Annotated in this window: 19 protein-coding genes; 5 read left to right on the top strand and 14 right to left on the bottom strand. The window is 56.4% G+C overall.

Annotation, left to right across the window (positions count from 1 at the left end; all coding sequences use genetic code 11):
• Window positions 1-73: 73 nt before the first annotated feature.
• Together mutS and ACJU26_RS10555 are read right to left on the bottom strand one after the other, a co-directional pair.
• Complete coding sequence (gene mutS, locus ACJU26_RS10560; RefSeq protein ID WP_414039613.1) at window positions 74-2,590, bottom strand: DNA mismatch repair protein MutS; 2,517 nt, start codon at window positions 2,588-2,590, stop codon at window positions 74-76.
• A 156-nt stretch (window positions 2,591-2,746) separates the two neighbouring features.
• Complete coding sequence (locus tag ACJU26_RS10555; RefSeq protein ID WP_414039612.1) at window positions 2,747-3,442, bottom strand: Bax inhibitor-1 family protein; 696 nt, start codon at window positions 3,440-3,442, stop codon at window positions 2,747-2,749.
• 222 nt (window positions 3,443-3,664) lie between these two features.
• On the opposite strand from ACJU26_RS10555, the gene ACJU26_RS10550 reads away from it, so the two are divergent.
• Window positions 3,665-4,327, top strand: coding sequence for a putative quorum-sensing-regulated virulence factor (locus ACJU26_RS10550; RefSeq protein ID WP_414039611.1), 663 nt, complete (start codon window positions 3,665-3,667; stop codon window positions 4,325-4,327).
• Here the strand turns inward: ACJU26_RS10550 and ACJU26_RS10545 are convergent.
• From ACJU26_RS10545 to pcnB, 10 genes are read right to left on the bottom strand one after another with little or no spacing between them, the layout of a single operon-like run.
• Window positions 4,300-4,932, bottom strand: a complete 633-nt coding sequence (locus tag ACJU26_RS10545) for a class II aldolase/adducin family protein (protein ID WP_414039610.1) — start codon at window positions 4,930-4,932, stop codon at window positions 4,300-4,302. The two genes, ACJU26_RS10550 and ACJU26_RS10545, sit on opposite strands and share 28 nt — an antisense overlap.
• Window positions 4,933-4,937: 5 nt before the next feature.
• Entirely contained in the window at window positions 4,938-5,345 is a 408-nt protein-coding gene (locus tag ACJU26_RS10540; RefSeq protein ID WP_414039609.1) for a Smr/MutS family protein, read from the bottom strand.
• Window positions 5,342-5,971 carry a YoaK family protein gene (locus ACJU26_RS10535; RefSeq protein WP_414039608.1) on the bottom strand — a complete coding sequence of 210 codons (630 nt, stop codon included), beginning with the start codon at window positions 5,969-5,971 and terminating at the stop codon, window positions 5,342-5,344. The genes ACJU26_RS10540 and ACJU26_RS10535 overlap by 4 nt, the downstream gene beginning before the upstream one ends.
• Before the next feature lie 44 nt (window positions 5,972-6,015).
• A complete protein-coding gene (locus tag ACJU26_RS10530; RefSeq protein ID WP_414039607.1) occupies window positions 6,016-9,849 on the bottom strand; it encodes a DUF3683 domain-containing protein in 3,834 nt (1,277 codons plus the stop codon).
• Window positions 9,846-10,685, bottom strand: coding sequence for a pantoate--beta-alanine ligase (gene panC / locus ACJU26_RS10525; RefSeq protein WP_414039606.1), 840 nt, complete (start codon window positions 10,683-10,685; stop codon window positions 9,846-9,848). The genes ACJU26_RS10530 and panC overlap by 4 nt, the downstream gene beginning before the upstream one ends.
• Window position 10,686: 1 nt before the next feature.
• Window positions 10,687-11,472 (bottom strand): 3-methyl-2-oxobutanoate hydroxymethyltransferase, encoded by a 786-nt coding sequence (panB, locus tag ACJU26_RS10520; RefSeq protein WP_414039605.1) that lies wholly within the window; start codon window positions 11,470-11,472, stop codon window positions 10,687-10,689.
• Entirely contained in the window at window positions 11,444-12,079 is a 636-nt protein-coding gene (locus tag ACJU26_RS10515; RefSeq protein WP_414039604.1) for a deoxynucleoside kinase, read from the bottom strand. Before ACJU26_RS10515 ends, panB begins: the two co-directional genes overlap by 29 nt.
• Window positions 12,076-12,648, bottom strand: coding sequence for a 2-amino-4-hydroxy-6-hydroxymethyldihydropteridine diphosphokinase (folK, locus tag ACJU26_RS10510; RefSeq protein ID WP_414039603.1), 573 nt, complete (start codon window positions 12,646-12,648; stop codon window positions 12,076-12,078). The genes ACJU26_RS10515 and folK overlap by 4 nt, the downstream gene beginning before the upstream one ends.
• Complete coding sequence (locus ACJU26_RS10505) at window positions 12,606-13,910, bottom strand: CCA tRNA nucleotidyltransferase (RefSeq protein ID WP_414039602.1); 1,305 nt, start codon at window positions 13,908-13,910, stop codon at window positions 12,606-12,608. Before ACJU26_RS10505 ends, folK begins: the two co-directional genes overlap by 43 nt.
• A gap of 23 nt (window positions 13,911-13,933) precedes the next feature.
• Window positions 13,934-15,346, bottom strand: a complete 1,413-nt coding sequence (pcnB, locus tag ACJU26_RS10500; protein ID WP_414039601.1) for a polynucleotide adenylyltransferase PcnB — start codon at window positions 15,344-15,346, stop codon at window positions 13,934-13,936.
• A 374-nt stretch (window positions 15,347-15,720) separates the two neighbouring features.
• Between pcnB and guaB the strand changes: the two genes are divergently transcribed.
• The 3 genes from guaB to proB all read left to right on the top strand — a co-directional run bounded on the left by guaB (window position 15,721) and on the right by proB (window position 20,033).
• Window positions 15,721-17,181: an IMP dehydrogenase gene (gene guaB / locus ACJU26_RS10495; protein ID WP_414039600.1), complete on the top strand. Its 1,461-nt coding sequence runs from the start codon at window positions 15,721-15,723 to the stop codon at window positions 17,179-17,181.
• 3 nt (window positions 17,182-17,184) lie between these two features.
• Entirely contained in the window at window positions 17,185-18,732 is a 1,548-nt protein-coding gene (gene guaA / locus ACJU26_RS10490; protein WP_414039599.1) for a glutamine-hydrolyzing GMP synthase, read from the top strand.
• Between the two features lie 140 nt (window positions 18,733-18,872).
• On the top strand, window positions 18,873-20,033 hold the full coding sequence (proB, locus tag ACJU26_RS10485; RefSeq protein ID WP_414039598.1) for a glutamate 5-kinase: 1,161 nt from the start codon (window positions 18,873-18,875) through the stop codon (window positions 20,031-20,033).
• Here the strand turns inward: proB and ACJU26_RS10480 are convergent.
• Window positions 20,027-22,393 carry a mechanosensitive ion channel domain-containing protein gene (locus ACJU26_RS10480; protein ID WP_414039597.1) on the bottom strand — a complete coding sequence of 789 codons (2,367 nt, stop codon included), beginning with the start codon at window positions 22,391-22,393 and terminating at the stop codon, window positions 20,027-20,029. The two genes, proB and ACJU26_RS10480, sit on opposite strands and share 7 nt — an antisense overlap.
• A 336-nt stretch (window positions 22,394-22,729) precedes the next feature.
• Between ACJU26_RS10480 and ACJU26_RS10475 the strand changes: the two genes are divergently transcribed.
• Window positions 22,730-22,975: a hypothetical protein gene (locus tag ACJU26_RS10475; protein WP_414039596.1), complete on the top strand. Its 246-nt coding sequence runs from the start codon at window positions 22,730-22,732 to the stop codon at window positions 22,973-22,975.
• On the opposite strand, the gene ACJU26_RS10470 is transcribed toward ACJU26_RS10475, so the two are convergent.
• On the bottom strand, window positions 22,972-23,796 hold the full coding sequence (locus ACJU26_RS10470) for a ferritin-like domain-containing protein (protein WP_414039595.1): 825 nt from the start codon (window positions 23,794-23,796) through the stop codon (window positions 22,972-22,974). The genes ACJU26_RS10475 and ACJU26_RS10470 overlap by 4 nt on opposite strands.
• Window positions 23,797-23,832 lie beyond the last annotated feature (36 nt).

Here is a 23,832-nt window from a genome sequence, read left to right as displayed (position 1 = left end):
GAACCCATACCGCCCAGCAAATCCTGCAGTAATGTAATTTCAGGTTTGTATTTCCAGCGCAGAGCCAGTGAAATCAGAGCAGCTTCTTCATTTCATACAAAAAATCCAGGGCTTCTCTGGGGCTGATCTCGTTGGGATCCAGTTGCTGCAGACGCTCCAGGAGCGGATGGGGTGTTACGGTAAACAGGGGAATCTGTGTCGGCACCGGCGCTTGACGGGATGGGGCTGTGGGCTGCTCGGGTGCAGTATTCTCCAAAAGCTGCAGCCGCTTGCGGGCGGCAGTCACCACGCTTTCCGGGATACCGGCCAAGCTGGCAACGGCCAGACCATAACTCTGGGTAGCGGGCCCTTCTTCGACGTGATGTAAAAAAATCACCCGCTCATTCTGGGTGACGGCATCCACATGGAGATTGGACAGCCCGGGGTTTTCCAGGGCGGTCAACTCAAAATAATGGGTGGCAAAAAGCGTGAAAGCGCCGCGCTCCAGCAAGGCTTCTGCCGTAGCCCAGGCAATGGCGAGTCCGTCATAGGTGGCGGTTCCACGCCCGATTTCATCCAGAATCACCAGACTCCGGGCGGTGGCCAGATGGAGAATTCGCGCCGTTTCACTCATTTCCACCATGAAAGTGGAACGGCCACCCGCCAGATCGTCCGCTGCACCAATGCGGGTGAATATCTGGTCAATGGGTCCAATGGTGGCTTCCCGGGCGGGAACCCAGCTGCCAATATGGGCCAGCAGGACGATGAGCGCGTTTTGGCGCATGTAGGTGGATTTGCCGCCCATGTTGGGACCGGTAATCAGGTGCATCCGCTGCTGGGTATCCAGATGCAGATCGTTGGGTACAAACTGGCTGCCGATTTGTGCCTCAACCACGGGGTGCCGTCCATCGTGAATATGCAGACAGTTTTCAGTCACCAGTCGTGGGGCGGACCAATCCAGCGATATGGCCCGTTCGGCCAGGGTGCTGAGTACGTCCAGTTCGGCAACTGCCGTCATGGTGTTCTGCAGGGCAGCAACTTCTGGTAGCAGCGTCTCCAGCACCGTCGAAAACAACAGGCGTTCCCGGCTGAGAGCCAGACTCTCGGCAGACAGGGCCTGATCTTCGATAATTTTGAGCGCATCGTTGATGTAACGTTCGGCATTTTTGGTGGTCTGGCGGCGGCGGTAATCGTCGGGAATGGGTCCTTGATAACTGCGGCTGATTTCAATATAAAAGCCGTGAACGCGGTTGTACTGAATTTTGAGTTGGCTGATGCCGGTGCGCTGGCGCTCTTCCTGTTCCAGATTGCGCAGCACATCCTGGAGGTTGTGGTTCAAGGCCTGCAAACGGTCGAGTTCCGCATCATATCCAGAGCGCATATAACCCCCATCTCTCTGGGTCATGGGGGGGTGGTCGACAATGGCGTTTTCCAGGAGCTGCGTCGTGGCCGTAAACAAGCCGATGCGCTCCCCATAAGTCGCCAACACGCCCGACGTGAAATTGCCCAGGTTTTCGCGCAGGGCGGGGAGGGCCTGAAGGGTGCTGCGCAACTGGGCGAGATCGCGTGGATTGGCGCTGCGCAAGGCGATGCGGGTGAGAATGCGCTCGGCATCGGCAATGCCTTGCAGAGCCTTTTGCAGTGGAGCTGGACCCTGGCCTTCCATGAGCGCGCTGACGAGTTGCTGGCGCTGCAACAAAGCCGGACCCTGGCGCAGGGGGCGCAACAACCAGCGGCGCAGAAGCCGTGCTCCCATGGCGGTACGGGTTTTCTGGAGCAGGGACAGCAAGGTTGGACCTTGCCCCTGAAGGCTTTCCAGCACTTCCAGGGCGCGAAAAGCGGTAGCATCCAGATAGAGTTCCTCTTCTGCACGCTCGGGGTACAAATGTTGAATCTGCGCCAGGCTGCCGCGCAACTGTGATTCCGCATAATGGAGGAGGGCTCCGGCAGCACGCAGGGCCAGGGGCCAATCGTTGCAGCCAAAGCTGTCGAGACGCTCGCCAAAGTAGCGATCCAGCACCGCCTGACTGCGATGTGCCTGAAAAATGTGTTTATCCAGACTCTGGGCAGGCATGCCTTGCAGACGGATAAGCAGGTCTGCGTCCTCAGGCAGGATGATTTCTGCGACGGGGCGCCGGGCCAGCAGGTCAGTCAGGCTGACCAGAGGAATTTCCCGCAGCATCAGGCGCCCTCCGGCGGCATCCAGCCAGGCAAGACCGCATCGTTCTCCCTCCGGACAGATGGCCAGCAGCAGCGGTTCCTGCTGGCTGTCCAGCAAGGCGCCATCGACGATGGTGCCGGGGGTCAATATCCGAACAATGGCCCTTTCGACGGGACCTTTACTGCTGGCCGGGTCGCCAATTTGTTCACCAATGGCAATTTTTTCACCCAAAGCCACCAATTTAGCCAGATAGCCATCGACACTGTGAACGGGAACCCCGGCCATGGGAATAGGCTCTCCCGCACTGTGCCCGCGACTGGTAAGGGTAATACCCAACAGGCAGGAGGCTTTCTGTGCGTCTTCGTAAAACAACTCGTAAAAATCGCCCATGCGGTAAAACAGCAGGGCATCAGGACATTCTGCCTTCAGCCCGAGATATTGTTGCATCATGGGAGTGTGCTTCGCGGAAGATTCAGCGGAGCTCATGGACAAATCGTTTCTGGCGGATGGGTTTTTTCATTGCGCAGAGCATAGCGCAAGGCTGGTAGCGGAGCTATATCCGCCACAGGGGGTGGCGGATATGATAGGCAGGAAAAACTGCGGAGTTCAGCTGCGGTTGTTGCCGCCGAAAATCTCCAGCAGGGCCATGAAGAGGTTGATGATGTCCAGATAGAGGCCCACCACCAGCAACACGGGTTCCTGGATGCCGCCCCGGACCATGCGCTGGGTATCAAACAGAATCAAACCGCTGAACACCAGGACGATTACCCCGGCGATAGCCAGTTGCAGGGCCGGCAGATGCAGGAAGAACATGTTCAGCAACGACACTACAATTGCCAGAATCAATCCGGTGATGAGGAAACCGCCGATATTGCTGAAATCCCGTCGAGTGGTCATGGCGTAGGCGGAAAGGCCGATGAACATGGCGGCGGTGGTCCCCAGTGCTTCGGCAATGACCGTCGCGCCGTCGGGCATGCGCAGATATATCTCAATGGCCGGCCCCATCATCATGCCCATGCCAGCGGCAAAGAGGAAAACCAGGGGAACGGCAAAAGGACTGCGATGGGCACCGGTATATTGCACGGCAAAAAGCAGGGCAAAGGACCCGATCATCAGGATGAAAGGATGCTCATAGGCAAAGGGTGAACTCATCCCATACACGGCAGCGATGGCCGAGACCACGAGGGTAGCCGCCAGCAGGGCGTAGGTTTTTCCCAAAAGGGCACCAATCGACGTGCCGGCACGACTTCCCTGGGGATTCATGCTGTCGGGAAACTGATAGGGATTTTGATCCTGATTCATTACTGACTCCTTCAAACAAGCAACGCGCTTGGTACAACGGAACAATGGGGGTTTCTATTCAATAAATCAATGGTCAAATCAAGGGTCCTGGCGATATTTTTCAAAGAGACTATCCGGGGTAAGAGCCTGACTGAAAGGAAAAGTTCCGGAAATTGTCACTTGCCCATTGCAGAACACACCATTAACCTGCAGTTCCTTTCTCTGATCCACACTGGAGCCGGTATGCGCGCACTGATTTTTGACACGGAAACGACGGGACGGGTGGAGCCCGAACTGATCGAGGCAGCCTGGCTGGCGGTCAGTGACCTCAAGACCCTGGAAGTGGAAGCACAGTTTGTGCAACGTTATCGCCCGGATAAACCCATCGAGATGGGTGCCATGGCGGTCCATCACATTCTCGACGAAGACCTGCTCGATTGCCCCTCGGCACGGACCTTTACCCTGCCGGAGGATACGGCTTATCTGGTGGGACACAGTATTGATTATGACTGGGGCGTGATCGGCAAGCCCGATGTCAAGCGGATCTGCACCTATGCCATGACCCGCAAACTCTGGCCGGAAGTGGATAGCCATTCCCAGTCCGCGCTGATGTTTCATTTCAGCAAGGACCGCAAAAAAACCCGGGATAATCTCAAAAATGCCCATTCTGCTCTGGCCGATGTGAAATTTTGCCGCATATTGCTCAACAAGGTCATTCTTGCCGTGCGGCCATCCTCCTGGGAGGATCTTTGGGAGTTCAGTGAGCGCGCCCGCATTCCCGAGACCATGCCTTTCGGCAAGTACAAGGGAGTCAAAATCCTTGATCTTCCTGACGATTATCGGAAATGGGCGCTCAACAATCTGACCGACATGGATGTTTATTTGCGCAAGGCGCTGGAAAGCTGAGCATTTTGCACGGCCTCCAGTAGCAGCATCCCGCACTGGGCAGCGGTATGTCCGGTGGCGATGATGCCGTCTTCGTGTCCCGCCATTTGCAGCAGCAGGGGAAGACGGGCATCCCGGACTAGGCGGCTGATGGCTTCGGCCATGGCGGGGGTACCATATTCCGCATCTTTTGGGGTGGCCGGTATACCCAGCCGTTCGGCCGCCTGCCAGAGTGCCGGGCTGTGGACATGAAACACCCAGTGGATGTCCGGATGGGCGGCGTAACAGGCGGCATGACTCAGGGCTTCGGAAGAGGGCGCTTGTGGCCCCCTGGCATGGATTTGATTGCCCGCAATATTCCATCCGGTCACCGTGCAGAAATGGGCTGCCGTCAAGGTTGGCAGCACCCCGGTTTGGGTGGCGCTGATCAGAAATCCCTGGGGGCAGCGGCAACTCACATTGCCAAATCCGATTCCACCGTAGCGTAACGGATCGGCACCAATGAGCCGGCGTGCGAACAGCACATCGCGCCAGTCCTGCAAGGTGGCGATTTCTGCCTGACTTGGGGCGGCAGCATGTTCCCAGTGCAGCGCAAATTTGGTGATGCCTTCTTCCAGGTTACTCATGGGATTTAGCGCCGGGCAAAAATTTTCTGGAGGAGACGGTACCAGCCGGGGAGGGCGACCGGAGCGGATGGGGCTTGAGGCCTTGACACATTGTCGGGCGTTGCCCGTTGCTTGGGTAAGGGGACGTCTGGGGGATAAATATCCACCAGGGTGGCTCCCCAGCTACTGCGGTCATTGGCCAGGCGAAAATTTTTGACCATGGGCTCGCGGCGCAGCAGGGCATGGACAGTTTCCCGGAGCACGCCCCGTCCTTTGCCGTGAATAATCCGAATTTCGGTAATACCAGCAGCCCGGCAACTGTGTAAGTATTCACGAACCAGATCGGGCACCTCCCTGGGGCGGAAAGCATGCAGATCCAGCACTCCATCTATCCGGGTTCGAAAAACCGGATCCTCTTCAGGCTTTCTTGTCATGGGCTGATGGTCCCTGCCCAATGGGTGCTCAGGGCAATGCTGACCAGGCAGACGGGCAATATCATGGCCAGAGCGGGTAGCTGAAAAAGGAAAAAAGCAAACACTATCGCCCCCGTCAGATAGGCAAAGAGAGCGGCGACCTGCTGGTGCCAGGCAAAGGGCAGGGACTGCTTTTTGCGCAGACTTTCTACCAGGGTGATGACGATAGTAGTCAGGGTGTTGGTGAAAACTACCGAGGGTACGCCGGCGACGTTGATGAGGCGGGCAGCCACACTCTGCAGGCCCATGCTCAGTGCGGAAAAAACAATCAGGGCGTAGAGCACGGCCCCGTCCGCAGGAAATCCCCAAACTATCCACAACAAGGCGTAGAGGCCGAGAAAAGTGACTTCCAGACCGAGAACCATCCTGAGCGCCTGGGGATGGTCTTTCCAGAGCGTGGCCAGCATGATTCCGACGATGAAGCCGATCAGAGCAGCCAGGGAATGGGTGGCCGACAGGAGATGCCCTTGTCCTACGGCAATGCCAAAGAGCGCCAGGTTGCCAGTCATGGCAGAAGTGAACACCATATGGAATTGAAGAAAAGCAACAATATCCGCCCCCCCGGAGGTGGCCGAGAGCAGGTGCATGGTCCGGTCGGTTTTCCCCAGACGTTGGGATGGGAGAGACGGGGTCAGAGCAGTACCCTCTCGATGCCCCCCTGCCGGGTAGCATCGATAAAACCCTGCTGCCACTGCGCACCCAGAATTTTCCGCGCCAGCTCCACGACAATGTAGTCCGTATCCAGACCCGTATCTTCCCGGTAGCGCTCCAGACCCTGCTGGCAGGCGGGACAGCTGGTCAGCAAGCGCACGTTATTGTCCACGGCCTTGTTGCTGCCGGTCAGCTGGAAAACCCCTTCTTTCAGCACTTCTTCTTTACGGAAGCGCAACTGGGTGGCGATATCGGGACGGCTGCTGGCCAAGGTTCCGGCTTCGCCACAGCAGCGTGCGGACTGGGTCACCTCCTGGCCGAGGAGGCGACTGGCTACCGCCTGAGCTTTGTAGGTTTTCATGGGGCTATGACAGGGGTCGTGGTAGAGATACTGCACTCCCGCCACGCCATCCAGAGCAATTCCCTTTTCCATCAGATATTCGTGAATATCCAGCAGACGGCAACCGGGAAATATCTGCTGGAACTGATATTGCAGTAACTGGTCCATGCAGGTACCGCAGGATACAATCACGGTTTTGATATCCAGATAATTGAGGGTGTTGGCCACCCGATGGAAGAGGACCTGATTGCGCACGGAGATTTCCTGGCCTCTATCCTCCTGTCCGCCGGCCGTTTGCGGGTAGCCGCAGCAGAGATAGCCGGGGGGCAGGACCGTTTGTGCGCCAAGGTGATGGAGCATGGCCAGGGTCGCGAGTCCGATGTCGCTGAACAGGCGCTCACTGCCGCAGCCGGGGAAATAAAACACGGCATCACTGTCGTCGTTGACCTTGGCGCTGTCACGAATGATGGGTACGGTCTTGTCGTCGACGATGGCCAAAAGCTGGCGCATGGTCTGGGCGCCCATTTTGGTGGGCAGGGGCTTGCGTAAAAGGTGCATGACTTCCGCACGTACATGGGCCTTGCCCGTGGTGGCCGGGGGTGGTCCCTTGGGTAACAAGGGCTTGATCACATCATGGGCGATAGCCTGGGCCTTGAACATGGTCTGGAGAACGCCCTGACGGAGAAAATGCACCTTTCCGGGTTCGGTGGCGTTCAGGTAGCTCATGGCCAGCCGCGTGCCCATATTGAAGGATTTCTCACCCCGTGCCCGGAGGATGTTGCGCATGTGGGTGGAGACCTTGCCAAAATCAATATCCACCGGGCAGGGCGTCAGGCATTTGTGGCAGGTGGTACAATGATCCGCCACGTCATTCATAGCCTCGAAATGTTGCCGGGAAACCCCGCGGCGGGTCTGCTCTTCATACAGAAAAGCCTCGATGAGCAAGCCGGTTGCGAGAATCTTGTTGCGCGGCGAGTAAAGCAAATTGGCGCGGGGGATGTGGGTCATGCAGACCGGTTTGCACTTGCCGCAACGCAGGCAGTCCTTGATTTCGCGGTTCAACGCACCGAGTTCACTGGCTTCGAGGAGCAAGGCTTCCTGTTCCACCAGTTGCAGGGAGGGAGTGTAGGCATTATCCAGGCCTGAACCCGCCTGCAGCTTGCCCGGATTGAATAGATCATCCGGGTCGGCCTTGGCCTTGTAACGGGCAAAGGCGGCGATTTTTTCCGGATCCAGCCAACGCATTTTGGTAATACCTATGCCGTGTTCGCCGGAGATCACCCCACCCAGTTGCAGGGCGATGGCCATGATCCGGTCAACCATGGCGTCAGCTTCCTGGAGCATGGCGTGATTGCTGGACAGAACCGGGATATTGGTGTGGATGTTGCCATCACCGGCGTGCATGTGCAGAGCCACGAAGAGGCGGGCACGTTTATGCTCCCCGTGAATTTCCCGGATCCGTTCGCGCAGGGCGGTGAAGGCATCTCCCGCAAAGAGCGCCTCCAGTGGCCGTCCTATCCGCTCCCGGTAGCTGACCCGCAATACCCCGCGCAGGAGCAGATCGATAAGGGTTTCTTCGGGATGCATGACCGTCGATGACTGGGCATCCAGCAGCTCCGGGTGTAACTCGGCCGCTTCATCCAGATGCTGGAGCAAGACTTCCCAACGCTGGCGCGTGTCTTCAATCAGGGCCAGAGCGGCTGTTCTTTTGGCCGCAACAATGGCCTGATCTTCGCTGGAATCTTCATAGTCCTTGGCTTTACGGATTTCTGCCAGATCGCCGTGAAAATATTCATCCAGAGCCATCAGACTGCGCAATTTGCTGCTGATGGACTGTTCGATATTGATGCACTCCACCGCCCTGGTATAGGCCCCCAGTTGTTCCAGAGGGATGACCACATCTTCGTTGATTTTGAAGGCGTTGGTATGGGCGGATATGGCAGCGGTGCGGCCGCGGTCCGCCCAGAAACGCCGACGGGATTCAGGGGTGGTGGCGATAAAGCCTTCACCCCCCCGGGCATTGGCAATGCGGACCACCGCCGCCGCCGTGGCTCCCGCCGCGTTCGGATCATCGCTGGCAATGTCCGCCAAGAGCAGCATTTTGGGCCGCTCATGGCGGGGCGCCTTGTTGCTGTACTTGATGGCCTTCAGATAGCGTTCGTCCAGATGCTCCAGTCCGGTCAGCAGAACATGGGTCTGGCTTTCCACGTAGGATTTGACTTCGACGATGGCCGGTACGGCTGCATGCAGATCAGTACCGTAAAATTCGAGGCAGACGGTGCGGATATGCGCGGGCATACGATGCAGCAGAAAACGCCCGGAAGTGATGATGCCATCGCAACCTTCTTTCTGGATGCCGGGCAGGCCGCCGAGAAATTTGTCGGTAACATCCTTGCCCAGGCCAGCCTTGCGCAAGCTGGCGCCAGGTAGCGTCAAGGTTTCCGCTTCCCCGAGAGGAGTCTGGCCATCGGCAGCATAACGCCGGAGCAGAAAATCGACCTGGGGCTGGTCATGGATTTTGCCCAGGTTATGATTCAGGCGCTCCACTTCCAGCCAGTTCCCATCGGCAGTGACCATGCGCCAGGAGAGCAGGTTATCCAGAGCCGTACCCCAGAGTACGGCTTTTTTGCCGCCCGCATTCATGGCGATGTTGCCACCGATGGTGGAGGCATCCATGGAGGTGGGATCGACGGCAAAAACCAGACCCGCCGCATCGGCGGCATCGGCCACCACTTTGGTGACCACACCCGCACCGGCTGAGATGCTGGGAACTGTTCTGCTCAGTCCGGCCGGAGTGACCCATTCAATGGCCGAGATCTGTTCCAGTTTTTCGGTATTGATGACCGCCGTATGGCGACGGAGTGGGATCGCTCCACCAGTATAGCCGGTTCCGCCCCCCCGAGGAATGATGGACAGACCCAGCTCTCGACAGGCCAGCACCATGCGCTGGACCTCGGCTTCGTCGGCGGGATAAAGCACGACAAAAGGGATTTCCACCCGCCAGTCGGAAGCATCGGTAATATGGGCAATGCGCGCATAGGCACTGAAATCCACGTTATCCCGGACCGTTATTTTCAAAAAACGCTTTTCGGATTTTTTGCGGAGCTGAAGGTCTTCGTCGAACTGTCGTATGAACGTCTGGATGGCTTCCTGGGTGTTATCCAGGAGCCGCAAAACCAGCGCATTTCCTTTGTCCCGCGCCCGGATATCCTTGAGCCGATGCGCCAGGGCGTTCCACAGGGCTTCGCGCCGGCCCTGATCCCGGGCGAGATCATCCTGAATGTATGGATTACGCTCCACGACCCAAAGATCGCCCAGGACTTCAAACAGCATCCGTGCCGAACGCCCGGTGACCCGTTGCCCGCGCAGATCCTCGAGGATGCGCCAGGTTTCCGTGCCGATCAGGCGACTGACAATTTCGCCATCGGAAAAGGACGTGTAGTTGTAAGGAATTTCTCGGAGACGCGGGTTCATAAGGGAATCATAACATTGTCGATGAGCCGGGTCTGCCCGAGATGTGCGGCGGCAAACCAGCGCGCACCCGGTAATCCATGATCCAGGAGTTGCAAGGTCTGGCTATCCCGCAATTCCAGATAATCCACGACAAAACCCGCCTGCTCCAGGCTGTCCCGACCCGCTTGGGCGAGTTCGGCAATCATGGCCCCGGATCTGCTGCGCTGGGCCAGATCGACAAGGGTGGCGGCCAGGAGCGGAGCAATCTGTCGCTCGGCGGGGCTGAGCAAGGCGTTGCGTGAACTGTAGGCCAGCCCGTCGGCTTCTCTTTGCAGTGGACCGGGGAGTACCTGCACGGTCATGTTCATGTCGGCCACCATTTGCTGCACAATCCGCAATTGCTGATAGTCCTTTTCACCCAGAATCAGAATTTCGGGCTGGACCATCTGCAGCAGTTTGTTCACTACCGTGCAGACCCCGGCGAAATGCCCCGGACGCCGGGCGCCGCACAGGGGCTTGGACAGACTGCGGGCGGGCATGATGATGGAGAGATCTTTTCTTCCCCGGGGATACATCAGCGCATCGTCCGGAGTAAAAACGGTGGAACATCCCGCTGCGTGGAGTTGCTGTAAATCCTTGTCGAGGCTGCGCGGATAGCGCGCGAAATCCTCCTGCGGACCGAATTGCAGGGGGTTCACGTAAATGCTGACCAGCACATGTTCGGCACGGGCCGCGGCCAGACGTACCAGGGCCATGTGCCCATCGTGCAGATTGCCCATGGTGGGGACAAAAGCCAGGGGGCCCTGCAGACCTTGCCGCCACTGACGCAGGCTGGAGATATCCTTGAAGACGGGCATGTCAGTGTGTACGCCGCGGCGGGAACTGTCCCTTGCCAACGTCCTGGACATAATGGGCGAGGGCTTCCTGCATCTGCTTGCCAGCCTCCAGGTAGCGGCGGGCGAAGGGTGGGCTTTCCGCTTCCAGGCCCAGCAGGTCATGGGCTACCAGTACCTGGGCATCGGTATCCGGTCCGGCACCAATACCGATGGTGACGGCCTCAATTCCCTGGCTGATGCGGGTAGCGACGGCATCCGGCACGGCCTCCAGAACGACAAAGCGCGCCCCGGCTTCGCTGAGCATGCTGGCTTCATGATGCAGACGCTGCGCTCCGGCATCGCTGGTACCCTGACGCTGGAAGCTTCCCCATTGTCGCACCCGCTGCGGAGTCAGACCAATATGGGCGCAGATATTGATGCCGCGTTCGGCACAGAAGGCGACTGTGGCCGCCATTTCTGCTCCGCCTTCCAACTTGATGACGTCGGCTCCGGCCCGGAGCAAGGCCCCGGCGGACTCCCAGGCCTGTTCCGGACTTTTTTCATAACTGCCAAAAGGCAGATCGGCAAATACCAGGCAATCTCCAGCGCCGCGCCGCACCATCCGGGTGTGATAGCACATCTGTTCCAGGGTCACGTTGAGGGTGTCCTGATCTCCGCAGACCACCATGCCCAATGAGTCTCCGACCAATAAGCCATGCATTCCGGCCGCCGCCGCAAAGCGCGCCATGGGGTAATCATATGCGGTCACCAGTGCTCTCTTGATGCCCTGTTGTTTGTCTTTAAGCCAGCGGGAAATTTTCTTGTGCATAGTGCTCCTCAATGATTTGCAGGTGATACTTGATCGTTTTAATCAAGTTTTGATTATGCCGTGCTTCATGGACAAAATCCATTTGTCCGGTATTGATATCCAGGCAGGGCGCCGTATAGCGGCGACGCCAGTTCTGATAGGCCTGCTGGACTTTGGCCAGATAGGCGGTGTCGAGATGTTGTTCATAGGGCCGGGCACGGAACAGAATGCGTTCCCCGAGGGTCGCCAGGGGAGCATCCAGAAAAATCAGCAGATCGGCAGGAACCGGCTGATAGTGCAGCCCCGCCTTGATTTGCTGGAACAACTGCAACTCGTTGGCGGGCAGGGTCAGGGGGGTGAATATTTCATCCTTGCGGACACTGTAATCGCTGATGATATAGGGCGCAGCGACAGGAGCAGCCTGCCATTGTGCCATGCGCTGGAGCAAAAACTGCAGTTCGGTAGCCAGTGCTCCGTCCGTCTGGCGGTAAAAATCCGGCAGGAAAGGATTGTTTTCGGGTCTTTCCAGTATCAGACTGCCGCCCAGAGTTTCGGCGAGGCGGCAGGCCAGGGTGGTTTTGCCCGCGCCGATGGGGCCTTCGATACTGATAATGCAGGGGCGAATCACGCGCTGGCCCTGTGGGTGTTGGCCTTTATTGGAGATGTTACTGATGATTCGGGCAGGCGCGTGACAGACTGCACCGCAACGGCCATCATGTAATCGGCAATGCAGCCGCATCCCGGTAATACCAGGCCGTGATCGAATTCTGCCAAGGGGATCAGTACAAAGGCCCTTTCGGTCATACGAGGATGCGGAATGCGCAGGGCCGGGTCGTTGGAAATCAGATCACCATGGCTGAGCAAATCCAGGTCGAGCACGCGCGGACCCCAGAATATTTCGGTATTGCGCTTCCGGCCCGCAAGGGCTTCGAGATTTTGCAGAAGGGCCATCAATGCTCGGGCTGACAAATGGGTGTGCAAACGGGCAACGGCATTAATGAAAGCAGGTTGTTCGACACCGCCCAGGGGTTCCGTACGATACAGATGGGAGTGCCAGAGCAGTTCAGAGTCTGGCAGTTCCGCCAATGCTCCAAGCGCCTTTTGAACCTGTGCAATCGGCTGCTCCATGTTGCTGCCGATACTGATCCAGGCAATTACCGAGGATTCGCTGGCAGAATGCCCTGTTTGATCAACCATTGTTGCGCAGTTTCCTTGTCAGATATTTCGCCATCCAGTTGAGCGTCCCGTAGCAATTTCAAGACATTCCCCAGCGACGGCCCCGCCGTGAGCCCCAGCGCTTGTAGTTCCTGTCCATTGAGCATCGGCTGGAGATGTTTCTGTTTCAGCAAATAAAGACGGGCACTGTCCACGAGCACCGGGTTATCGGGATACATCGCCATGGCCGCCAGTATGCCCGCGACCGAGCAGCCTTGCCAGATCTTTGCTCTCTGGCTGGGGCGAATGCTTTGCGGAATGGTCTTGGGCAAATCGGGGATGATGCGCAGATCCGCTTGCAGTCGGCTCCGATCCGGGATAGGCCACTGGTCAAGATGCTGTTGAATATCGGCCAGGGGCGAATCCTGCCAGAGCAGGATCAGCATGACGGTGGTCACGGCTATGGGTTCCTGGGGAAAATGTTGCTGCATCCACTGGATTTGCTCCTGGCCGCGCTGGATCAAAGCCTGAATGGCATGGATATCAGCAGGTGCGGGACGCAGCAAGAACCAGAGATTCCAGTCGGATAACAGTGACAATGCCTGGGGTAAAACTGCCAGTTCGAGCAGGTAGCGAAGTTCACGCCACAGCCGCGCAGCACTCAGGCGAGCAAAAATATCGGCTTGCAAGGCCTCTCTGAGTTGCTGACGGCTCTCCGGGACGAGGGCCATCTGGAATCGCGCCGCAAAACGCAGGCCGCGTAAAATACGCGTCGGATCATCCAGGAAGGAACGGGAATGCAGGGTTCTCAGTTGGCCGCGTTGCAGGTCGGCCTGTCCCGCATAGGGGTCAAGCAGCTTTCCGAAATGCTCAGGATCCAGTCGCAGCGCCATGGCATTGACTGTGAAGTCCCGACGGGCCAGATCGGCGAGGATGTCGCCGGGACGGACTTCTGGCAAAGCGGCGGGGGCGGGATAATGTTCCAGACGGCATTGGGCCATATCCAGGGCAAAGCCATGGGGGTTCTGCAGAGTAGCCGTGCCAAAACGCTCATGATATTGGTAATCGGCGCCGGGGATCTGCGCCTTGCAGGCTTCCGCCAGTGCCCGGACATCACCCTCGACGGCGATATCCATATCCGGCGCGTAACGCTGCAGAAACAAGTCACGAACAGCGCCACCTACCAGATAGGCTGCTATGCCCCGTTGTTGCGCAATTTTGCCGATCTGCTGCAGATATTGCAGTCTGGTAATCCCCCACTGATTTTTCAACAAAGGGAGAATATTGACGCTATGGGCTTCCATGGTTTGCACAGGGGCATGACCCGTCAGTCGTTGCCCGCCACCATCTCCGTGTTATCCGCAGTTTTGGTGGATGCCGCCTCACTGTGAGGAGCCCGGCGACGGCGTCGTCTGGGGCGGCGACTGCGGGTGGCAGGCAGTGGCCCGAGGGTGGTTTCCTGGCCGCTTTCTTCCAGACGCGCCGCTTCAATCAGGGTGCGGCGACCTTCATGATCCGCTGACTGAAATTGCTCCCACCAGGCCGCCAATTCGGCAGGAATTTCTCCAGCCTGACTGCGCAGCAACAAAAAATCATAGGCAGCCCGGAAACGCGGATGAGCCAGCAGAGCATGGGGGCGTCTTCCACCCCTGCGCAAGAAACGCGCCTGCAGATCCCAGATTTCGCGCATGGGTAAGGAGAAACGTCGGGGTACCGCAACCCTCCCCATGCACTCCTGGAGAACATCACTGGCGGCTTGCTGCAAGGCGATGGCGGCAGGTTTACCCTGCTGTTCCAGCACTTGGCTTTGCTGTTGCAAAACGGGCCAGAAGAGTGCGGCAAACAAAAAGGCCGGGGTCACGGATTTATTGTCGCGGACCCGCTGATCCGTTCCCTCCAGGGCGCCTTGCAATAAAATCCGGGCAGGCTCGGCGCTGTCCGTGTCCAGGATGGCGTCCACTTGCGGGAACAAAGCCGCAAACAAACCATGCTGGCGGAGCAGTTCAAAGCTGGAACGAGCGTTGCCGTTCAGAAACAGCTTGAGGATTTCCTCAAAGAGGCGCGCGGAGGGCACTTCCTGTAAACAATTCCGACAGGCACTAATGGGCGCGCGGGCTGCTTCATCCAGAGAAAATCCCAATTTGGCGGCAAAGCGCACGGCCCTTAACATCCGTACCGGATCCTCGCGATAGCGCTGTTCAGGATTCCCAATGATGCGCAGACGGCCTGCACGCAGGTCTTCCATGCCTGTGGAGAAATCCAGAATGCTCCGATCGGCAATGTTGTAGTACAGGGCATTGGCGGTGAAATCCCGGCGGCGGGCATCTTCTTCCAGGGAACCGTAGACATTGTCCGCGAGAATGCGCCCGCTTTCGCTGCGTTCACTGGCTTGATTCTGTTTGCCGTCGGTTGCCCCGCGAAAGGTGGCAACTTCTATGATTTCACTACCAAACTGCACATGCACCAGGATAAAGCGCCGGCCAATCAGGCGAGCGTTGCGACGAAACAGCTTGCGCACCTGCTCGGGATGGGCATCCGTAGCCACGTCAAAATCCTTGGGTTCACGACCCAGCAACAGATCACGGACTCCTCCGCCCACCATGTAGGCCTGGAAACCTGCCCTGTGTAAGCCGTTCAACACCTGCAGGGCACCTTCGCTGATGTCCCGACGGGAAATGTTGTGATCCGAACGCGGGGTGACCGTGGCGCCGGGAATCTGCACGGGAAGCGGAGTCGACATATCCACCGCAGTGCCCGAGACGGGCTCTGCAAGATTTAACTGACTGGTTATAAAAGATTTTAAAGATACCAAGCGGGGTCCCTAGTGAGGGTAATCTGTCCATCTCGGCGACAGTGTACCTGAAAATTCCGGGAAAAGCAGTCGAAAGGGTCACCAAGCCTCAACGAGGGGTAAACTTCGATGGGATGGCCATAGACCGGCGTGGTGATCATCAGCCAGATGGCAGTGAGAAATGCCGGCAAGGAAACTGGGTCGATTTTTTAGCCCGGGTCCTCTGGAAAAGCCCCGGTGCTTTAGCTATATTACGGGATGCCTTTTATCATGGGGCTGGGACGCCAAACCCGGCCCTTTTTCTGTTTAGGGGTGACCCAACCATGCAATTGATCGACGAAGCTCTCACCTTTGATGATGTCTTACTGGTCCCCGCCCACTCTGCGGTACTCCCCCGCGATGTCCAGATCGCGACGCCGTTGACGCGACGCCTGCGTCTCAATGTGCCGCTGCTTTCGGCGGCCATGGACACGGTGACCGAAGCCCCCATGGCCATCGGTATGGCCCAGGAGGGGGGTATCGGTATTATCCACAAGAATATGTCGCCCGATCAGCAGGCGTCATTGGTAAGGCGGGTCAAAAAATTCGAAGCCGGCGTCATCAAGGATCCCATCACCACCCGCCCGGATGTCAGTATTCGGGAAGTCTTGCAAGTCATGGCCCTGCATGGAATTTCCGGGGTGCCCGTGGTAGAGGATGAACGTCTGGCAGGGATTGTCACCCATCGGGATCTGCGCTTTGAAACGCGCATGGATGCTCCGGTGAGTAGCGTGATGACGCCTCGGGAGCGTTTGGTGACGGTGCCCGAAGGAACCAGCCTTGATGCAACCAAGGCCCTGCTGCATCAGCACCGCATTGAAAAAATATTGGTGGTGAACGATCGCTTTGAGTTGCGGGGACTGATTACCGTCAAGGATATTCGTAAAGCCACCGAGCATCCTCTGGCCTGTCGAGATGCACAGGGCCGCTTGCTGGTGGGGGCCGCGGTGGGCGTAGGCGAGGGTACGGATCTCCGGGTGCAGGCGCTGGCTGAAGCCGGTGTGGATGTCATCATCGTCGATACGGCCCACGGCCACAGTCAGGGCGTGCTGGATCGGGTGCGCTGGATCAAGGAGCATTATCCCGATGTGGACGTGATCGGTGGGAACATCGCCACCGGTGAGGCGGCCCTGGCGCTGGTGGAAGCGGGTGCGGACGGGGTGAAGGTCGGTATCGGTCCCGGCTCCATTTGTACGACCCGGATTGTGGCCGGAGTCGGCGTACCGCAGGTGACGGCCATCAGCAACGTAGCCGATGCCCTCGCCCATACGGGTATCCCCTTGATTGCCGACGGAGGTATCCGCTTTTCCGGGGATTTTGCCAAGGCCCTGGCAGCCGGGGCGCACTCGGTCATGGTCGGCGGGCTTCTGGCCGGTACCGACGAGGCACCTGGCGAAATCGAACTTTATCAGGGACGTTCCTATAAAGCTTACCGGGGTATGGGTTCATTGGGAGCCATGCAGCAGGGATCGGCAGACCGCTATTTCCAGGATGCCAGTCCCGAAGCGCCCAAATTGGTGCCTGAAGGGGTGGAGGGACGTGTTCCTTACAAGGGGCCGGCCGGCCAGGTGATTCATCAATTACTCGGTGGCTTGCGTTCCAGTATGGGCTATTTGGGAGCCGAAGATCTGGCCGCCTTGCGCAGCCGGGCACGCTTCATCAAGATCACCCAGGCAGGCGTCCGCGAAAGTCACGTCCACGATGTCAATATCACCAAGGAAGCCCCTAATTACCGGGTGGAGTAGCTCATGCAAGAACGCATCCTGATTCTCGATTTTGGTTCCCAATTCACCCAGCTGATCGCGCGGCGAGTGCGTGAAGCCCATGTTTACTGTGAAATTCATCCTCACAGCATGTCTCTGACGGACATTCAGAACTGGGAGCCCCAGGGAATCATTTTGTCGGGGGGTCCCTCTTCGGTGCATGATCAGGATGCGCCCATGGTCGATCCGGGCATTTTTGTGCTCGGCTTGCCCATTCTTGGCATTTGCTATGGTTTGCAACTGATGGCTCATGTTTTGGGTGGCAAGGTGGCCAAGGCGGAACACCGGGAATATGGCCGGGCACATGTGCAGATTCACGAAGCCCTGGGGCCCCTCTTGCCCTTTAAAAGTGCCGGAGATAGGGAAGAGGTGTGGATGAGTCACGGGGATCGCATTGAAAAAATGCCGGACGGTTTCCGCGTGCTGGCCAGCAGCACCAATTCCCCCTTGGCGGCCATTGGTGATCCTGCCCGGCATTTTTACGGTGTGCAGTTTCACCTGGAGGTCGTCCATACTCCCCGTGGTGCCGAAATGCTGACGGCTTTCGTGCGCGGGGTTTGCGCTTGTACGGGGCAATGGACCATGCATTCCTACGTGGAAACTGCCATCGCCACTATTCGTGCCCAAGTGGGAAAGGAGGGCAAAGTCATTGCTGCCCTGTCGGGTGGAGTGGATTCGGCGGTGGCTGCAGTGCTGATTCATCGGGCCATTGGTGATCAATTGACCTGCATATTTGTGGATAATGGCCTGTTGCGCTTTGGCGAGTCAGAAAAAGTCCAGACAGTGTTCCGCAATTATTTTCAGATTCCCCTGCAGGTCATAGATGCCCGGCAGCGTTTTCTGGAGGTATTGGCGCAGATCACGGACCCGGAAAAAAAACGCAAGACCATTGGCAATCTGTTTATCGAAATCTTTGAGGAAGAAGCCAAAAAGGTGGAGGGGGCTGATTTTCTGGCCCAAGGCACGCTTTACCCCGATGTGATCGAGTCGGTTTCCTTCAAGGGTCCCAGTGCCACCATCAAATCCCACCACAATGTCGGTGGTCTTCCCGAGCGCATGCATCTGAAGCTGGTCGAACCCCTGCGCGAGTTGTTCAAGGATGAGGTCAGGGAACTGGGTCGGGAATTGGGCATGCCGGAAGAAGTCATTCGCCGCCAGCCCTTTCCTGGCCCTGGTCTGGCCATCCGCTGTCTGGGTGCCATTGATGAACGGCGTCTGGAAGTCCTGCGGCGCGCCGACCGCATCGTCATGGAAGAAGTGCGTGAGGCAGGCCTGTATGACCGACTCTGGCAGGCCTTTGCCGTGCTCCTGCCGGTACGCAGTGTGGGCGTCATGGGCGATGCCCGCACCTACGATGAGACCATGGCCCTGCGTGCGGTGGAGTCAGCAGATGGCATGACCGCAGATTGGGCGCATTTGCCCTATGAACTGCTGGGCCGCATTTCTACCCGGATTATCAATGAGGTGACCGGCATCAACCGGGTGGTTTACGATATTTCTTCCAAACCGCCGGCAACTATCGAGTGGGAGTGAGGCAGCGGTCTGGTACCAGGCCACTTATGACTATTGTGAGAATCTTCGCTGCGCTTATTCCATGGTCATTTCGACGGCAGGGCGACTCTTTCATTAAACTATGATATATTTAAAAATATTAACTGTTTATTTGGGTAACCATGAAAAATAAATCACCGGAAAAATCACGGAATTTATTACAGATAAAAGCACAGCGTTGGATTATAAAAATAGGCAGCAGCCTACTCACGGATGAAGGCCGTGGGCTGGATAGGGAAGCGATTCGGACCTGGGTCCAGCAAATTGTCGCCCTGCGGCGTGCGGGTATCGAGGTGATTCTGGTTTCCTCGGGGTCTGTCAGTGCCGGAGTGCAGCGTCTGGGTTGGTCACCGCGACCGGCCAACCTCAAGGAGCGTCAGGCTGCAGCCAGTGTGGGTCAGTCGGCGTTGATCCATACCTACGAAGAACTGCTCCGGGACGAGGATGTTCCCGATGAGGTGCCGATCCATTGCGGTCAGGTGCTTTTGACCCATGATGATTTGCGTAGCCGACGGCGCTATTTGAATGCGCGCTCAGCCTTGCTGACCCTGCTGGAAATGAACGTTTTACCCATTATCAACGAGAATGATACGGTATCCTACAATGCCATTAATCTGGGTGATAATGACACCCTGGCGGCTGTGGTCAGTAATTTATTGGATGCCGATTTGTTGGTCATCCTGACTGATCAGGATGGCATATTTGATGCGGATCCGCGCAGTAACCCCGATGCGAAATTGCTCGCAGAGGTCAATGCGGGTGCCGCAATGCTGGAAAAGGTGGCGGGCAGCGGCGGCTCTGGCGTGGGTACTGGCGGCATGTTGGCCAAGGTGCGCGCCGCCTCCCGTGCGGCCCGATCCGGTACCTCCACCATCATTGCCAACGGTCGTTGCCCAGATGTTCTGCTGCGGATCCGCCATGGCGAGGCCCTGGGTACATTCATTCATGCCCGGCTTCCCAAGCTGGATGCCCGTAAACGCTGGCTGGCCGGTCATCTGCGCGCACGGGGCGTGCTGCATCTGGACAGCGGCGCCGTTCTCGCCTTGAAGCAGGAGGGGGGAAGTCTCTTGCCCGTGGGAGTGACGGCGCTGGAGGGCAATTTCCATCGCGGTGATCTGGTACTGTGCAAAGATCCCGAGGGACATGAATTCGCTCGGGGGCTGGTTAATTGGGATGTGACTGTGGCGCAACGCTGCCTGGGCAAGAAAAGCGGTGAAATCGCCGATGATCCGGATGCGGCGGAAGGTATCCTGATTCATCGCGATAATTTGTTGATTCATTGAGGACCCGATTCCAGGGAATCCTGGGCTTTACCCGTGGTCCCATTGACGGGAAGAATCTGACTGGGAATGATGTGCACATCCTGCTGTTGATGAGCCAGGCGAATATTATGGCGCAACAGGCTCTCTACCACGGATGCCCGTAAATCGGTTTGCACATTGAAGCTTTTATTGCAATCATCCAGATAAACGCGCAAATAAAATTGCAGGGCATTTTCATTGACATCCAGTAACAAGGCCGTCGGCGGAATACCGCGAGGATCATCCTGCAAAACATCGGGATGATTTTGCCCTTCTTTGACCAACAGTTCCTTGACCAGCTCAATATCCGCACTGTGAGCCACATAAAAAGGAATCATCAAGCGCAGCACATTATTGGTATACATCCAGTTGGTAACCTGCCCGGAAATGAGCTCGGAATTGGGCACGAAGACTTCGGTACGGTCAAAAGTCAGAATCAAGGTATAGCGAATACTCATTTTTTGAACGTATCCCTGGGTGCTCCCGACCTGAATCCAGTCTCCCACGCGAATGGGCCTCTCCAGTAATAAAATGAGTCCGGAAACGAAATTGTTGACGATATTTTGTAACCCAAAACCAATACCGACAGATAGGGCACCAGCAATGATGGCGAGATTATGCAGTGCAACGCCTGCTGTGGAGAGAGCCACCAGTATGGCTATGATAAAACCCGTATAGCGGACTATGGATAATATGGAGTGCCTTGCCCCACTTTCCAGGTGACCAATGATACGGGAATTCTCGGAAAGATATCTTTGTACGAGTGTATTGATGTTAATGAGCAGTACCAGCAGGGCGATGGCAATAATCCAACGGAATGGCTGGATATGAAAAGTGCCGACGGTGAAGCCGGTAATAAAATATTTCCAGATCAGGGAAAATCCTGTATGGGTTAATCCCCAGGCATAGAGAACAAAAGCAGCGATGGCGAGCCAGACCGTGATATGACTGAGCGCGCTGAACCAACCGAGCCAGGGAAGGGGTTGGTCATCGTTCAGACCCAGGCGCTGTTTGAGGACATGCTGCCAGCGCCCGTTTTTGCGTGCCGTGTAATTCCAGAAATCACTGAGCCCCCAGGAAACAAACAAACCGCAACCCAGGGCTAACAAGGACATTAATATACCAAAAAACAGATAGTCCGTGAGATTGCGATAACCCAATAGGGTAAACAGCGCGGTGGCCGACAGAGAGATCAGGATGATGATCCGTAAAAAAGGATATGCCCGAAAAGGTTTTTTGACACCAGCCACCCATACCAGCCGGAAAACGGCGGCCAACATCAAAAGTTGATAGATCGACCAAAAAAATGCTTGCTGTTGAGAGTGGAGATAATCCTGTGGAGCGGTAAGCAACCACGCTACGGCAAAGGCCGAAAGCAGGGCGATAAAGCGCAGATTGCGCAAGGTGGAACGTAAGGATTTCGGTCCCCAGGCAAAATGATGGAAAACCATGCCGCTCGGACGCAAAGCCCAGGTGACCAGGATGGCCAGCAAGGCGTAAGTACCCCAAGTAAACAGCACGACACGTGCCAGTGGCGAAAAAACCCCCATAAGATGAGCGACCAGCATCGTAGCCGCAACTCCAGCTATGATTGGGAGGTAGTGATACAGACTTTTTTGGGCCGCCGATAACTGGGTGCCATGATTGCCGCTTTCCGGCAGCGATTTGCGCACAACCAGTAGGAGCAAGAAAACAAACAGACCAATAGCAATGGCTATTTGTAGACTCTTTTGGGCGAGAATGAAATGATGATGCTGAATCAGCCAGTAATTTTTTTCCTGGTTCCAGGTATGGCTGCTTACCGCTGTCAAGGTCGTCAGTTGTTCCCAGATATTTTTATCCCGACGTAACAAAATTCGGGCATGCAGGTTTTCCCGGGTGCTATCCACTTCCTGACCCAGATCCGTGCTGGCAACGGCAAGCACCTTGCAGGTGGCTATTTCTCCCTGTAGGCTTTTTTGCCGATTACTCAGCTTTATTCTTAATGCGGAAATATTTGCGGGTTCACCAGCGACGGCGGGTCCAAGGATTTTCAGACCATTATCGGTCTGTTTAAGCTGTTTGCCTTTGTTGTTTATGCAACGTTCTGCTTTGTCCTTAATAATATCGATGCTTTTGTGCCAGTCGAGGAGTTGCTGCATGGAAACCGGTTGTTCCAAGGCAGTGTGGATCTCCTGCAAAGTCTTGCTGTCTTGATTGATGCTGTCGCGGGTCGACGCGTCGGCAGTAAATGGCAAGGCCAATATCAAGAATAGGAAAAGATAAATAAAAAAGGAGCGCGCGGAGAACTGTGGGGAATAGGTATTGGCTGAAAGCGAAAAAAGAGTTTTTCGTTCTGTCACAATGACTCCTCTGCAAGACGAATAAATCATGGCTTTCGCAAAATAGTTTCAATGAGATATACCATAAAACACCGGTAACGACCAATTACGCGGGCTGTAGCCATTTGCGACAGCATGGGCGGCGGTTCTGTCGTCACAAGGCGACAGAAAAGCGAGGATTGCCGCGCTTGCTGATTCCAGATGGCACAATCGATTTCTGCTAGAAACATCACAAATAAAACAAAATCAATGAGTTAAAAATATATGATTTATAATGGGAGGTGGCCCGCTTGTATGGCATGATTATTGCTTTATGATTCTTGAGGCGCATTGTGATGAAGTAAAGAAGGAACCACCATGAAAAAGTCATTGACCAATACGGTTGTCACTCTTTTGATTGCCACCCCCTTTTTGGCGTTGGGGAGCTTTGTGCATGCTGTTACTCCACTTCATGGAGGAATGCCGGAGGCTCGGACGCACTCTGCCGTGAAAACGGAATTTGCAGCGGTTCACGAAGTCCGGCAAACAGTGGCTCATCTGGAATCGGCCAAATGGTTGCAGTTGCAGAAAAAGCATCCCTCCATTCGCACCTGGTCCCTTTAACTGACCAAGGCGCGACGGGCACTGCGTTCCAACAAAGGCAGTGCCAGTTTTTGCAGGGTGGGGGGGAGTGATACCGGTTTGAGCAGCATTTTGATGGCCATTTCGAAGGGATAGTGGCGGCTGACCCAGTCTCCCATCCGTTCGCGAAATGCAGCGAAATCCTTTCCGGAGAAAGTCTGCCCGGGGTTTTTTACCTCAAAGGCATTTTTGATGGCGAGATAGCTGTCTTCCTGGTCCGCTTCGGAGACTCTTTTCCAGAGTTCCCGAGCGATGCGCCAGCGCGAATTTTTTTCCTGGCGCTGATATTCCTGAAAAAACTTGTAAAAGTATTTGTAATGGTGCACTTCATCAGCGCGAATGCGTCCTGCCAGATCTCGAAGCACCGGCTCCGGACTGGCCGCCTGAATCATGGTGTAAAAACTCGTGGTACCCGTTTCGACCACGCAACGGGAAGCCATTTCCAGAGCCTGGGTGGGTCCCAGTAAATCCGTCTGGCAATAGGGCTGGTAGGCCTTGACGAAGTTCTGATAGGCGCGATCCCAGTCGAAATCCGGCCAGACCTTCAGCACATAGGTTTTCAGGGCCAAACCATGCTGCACTTCTTCCTGTTCCCATTGTTGGCCGAGCCAGGTGGTGGCGGGTAGATTTTCGTGAAAGTATTCCACCAGGTTGCGGGCATAAAGATCAGACAGGCTTTCGACAAAGGAAGCGCCGGCCAACAGATAAAACCAGTCTGTTTGATCTTTGATGCTGGGTTTCTCGATGCTTGCATAGGGAATATCCGCAATCGACCAAGTGGGATGTGTTCTATCAACGTGCATGGATTATGTCTGTCTCCTTCGTGTGAAATACCACCC

Source organism: Acidithiobacillus sp. M4-SHS-6 (assembly GCF_047421495.1).
Lineage (GTDB): Bacteria > Pseudomonadota > Gammaproteobacteria > Acidithiobacillales > Acidithiobacillaceae > Acidithiobacillus.
The sequence above is the reverse complement of the archived record's forward strand: the minus strand, read 5'-3'. Positions and strand labels throughout refer to the sequence as shown.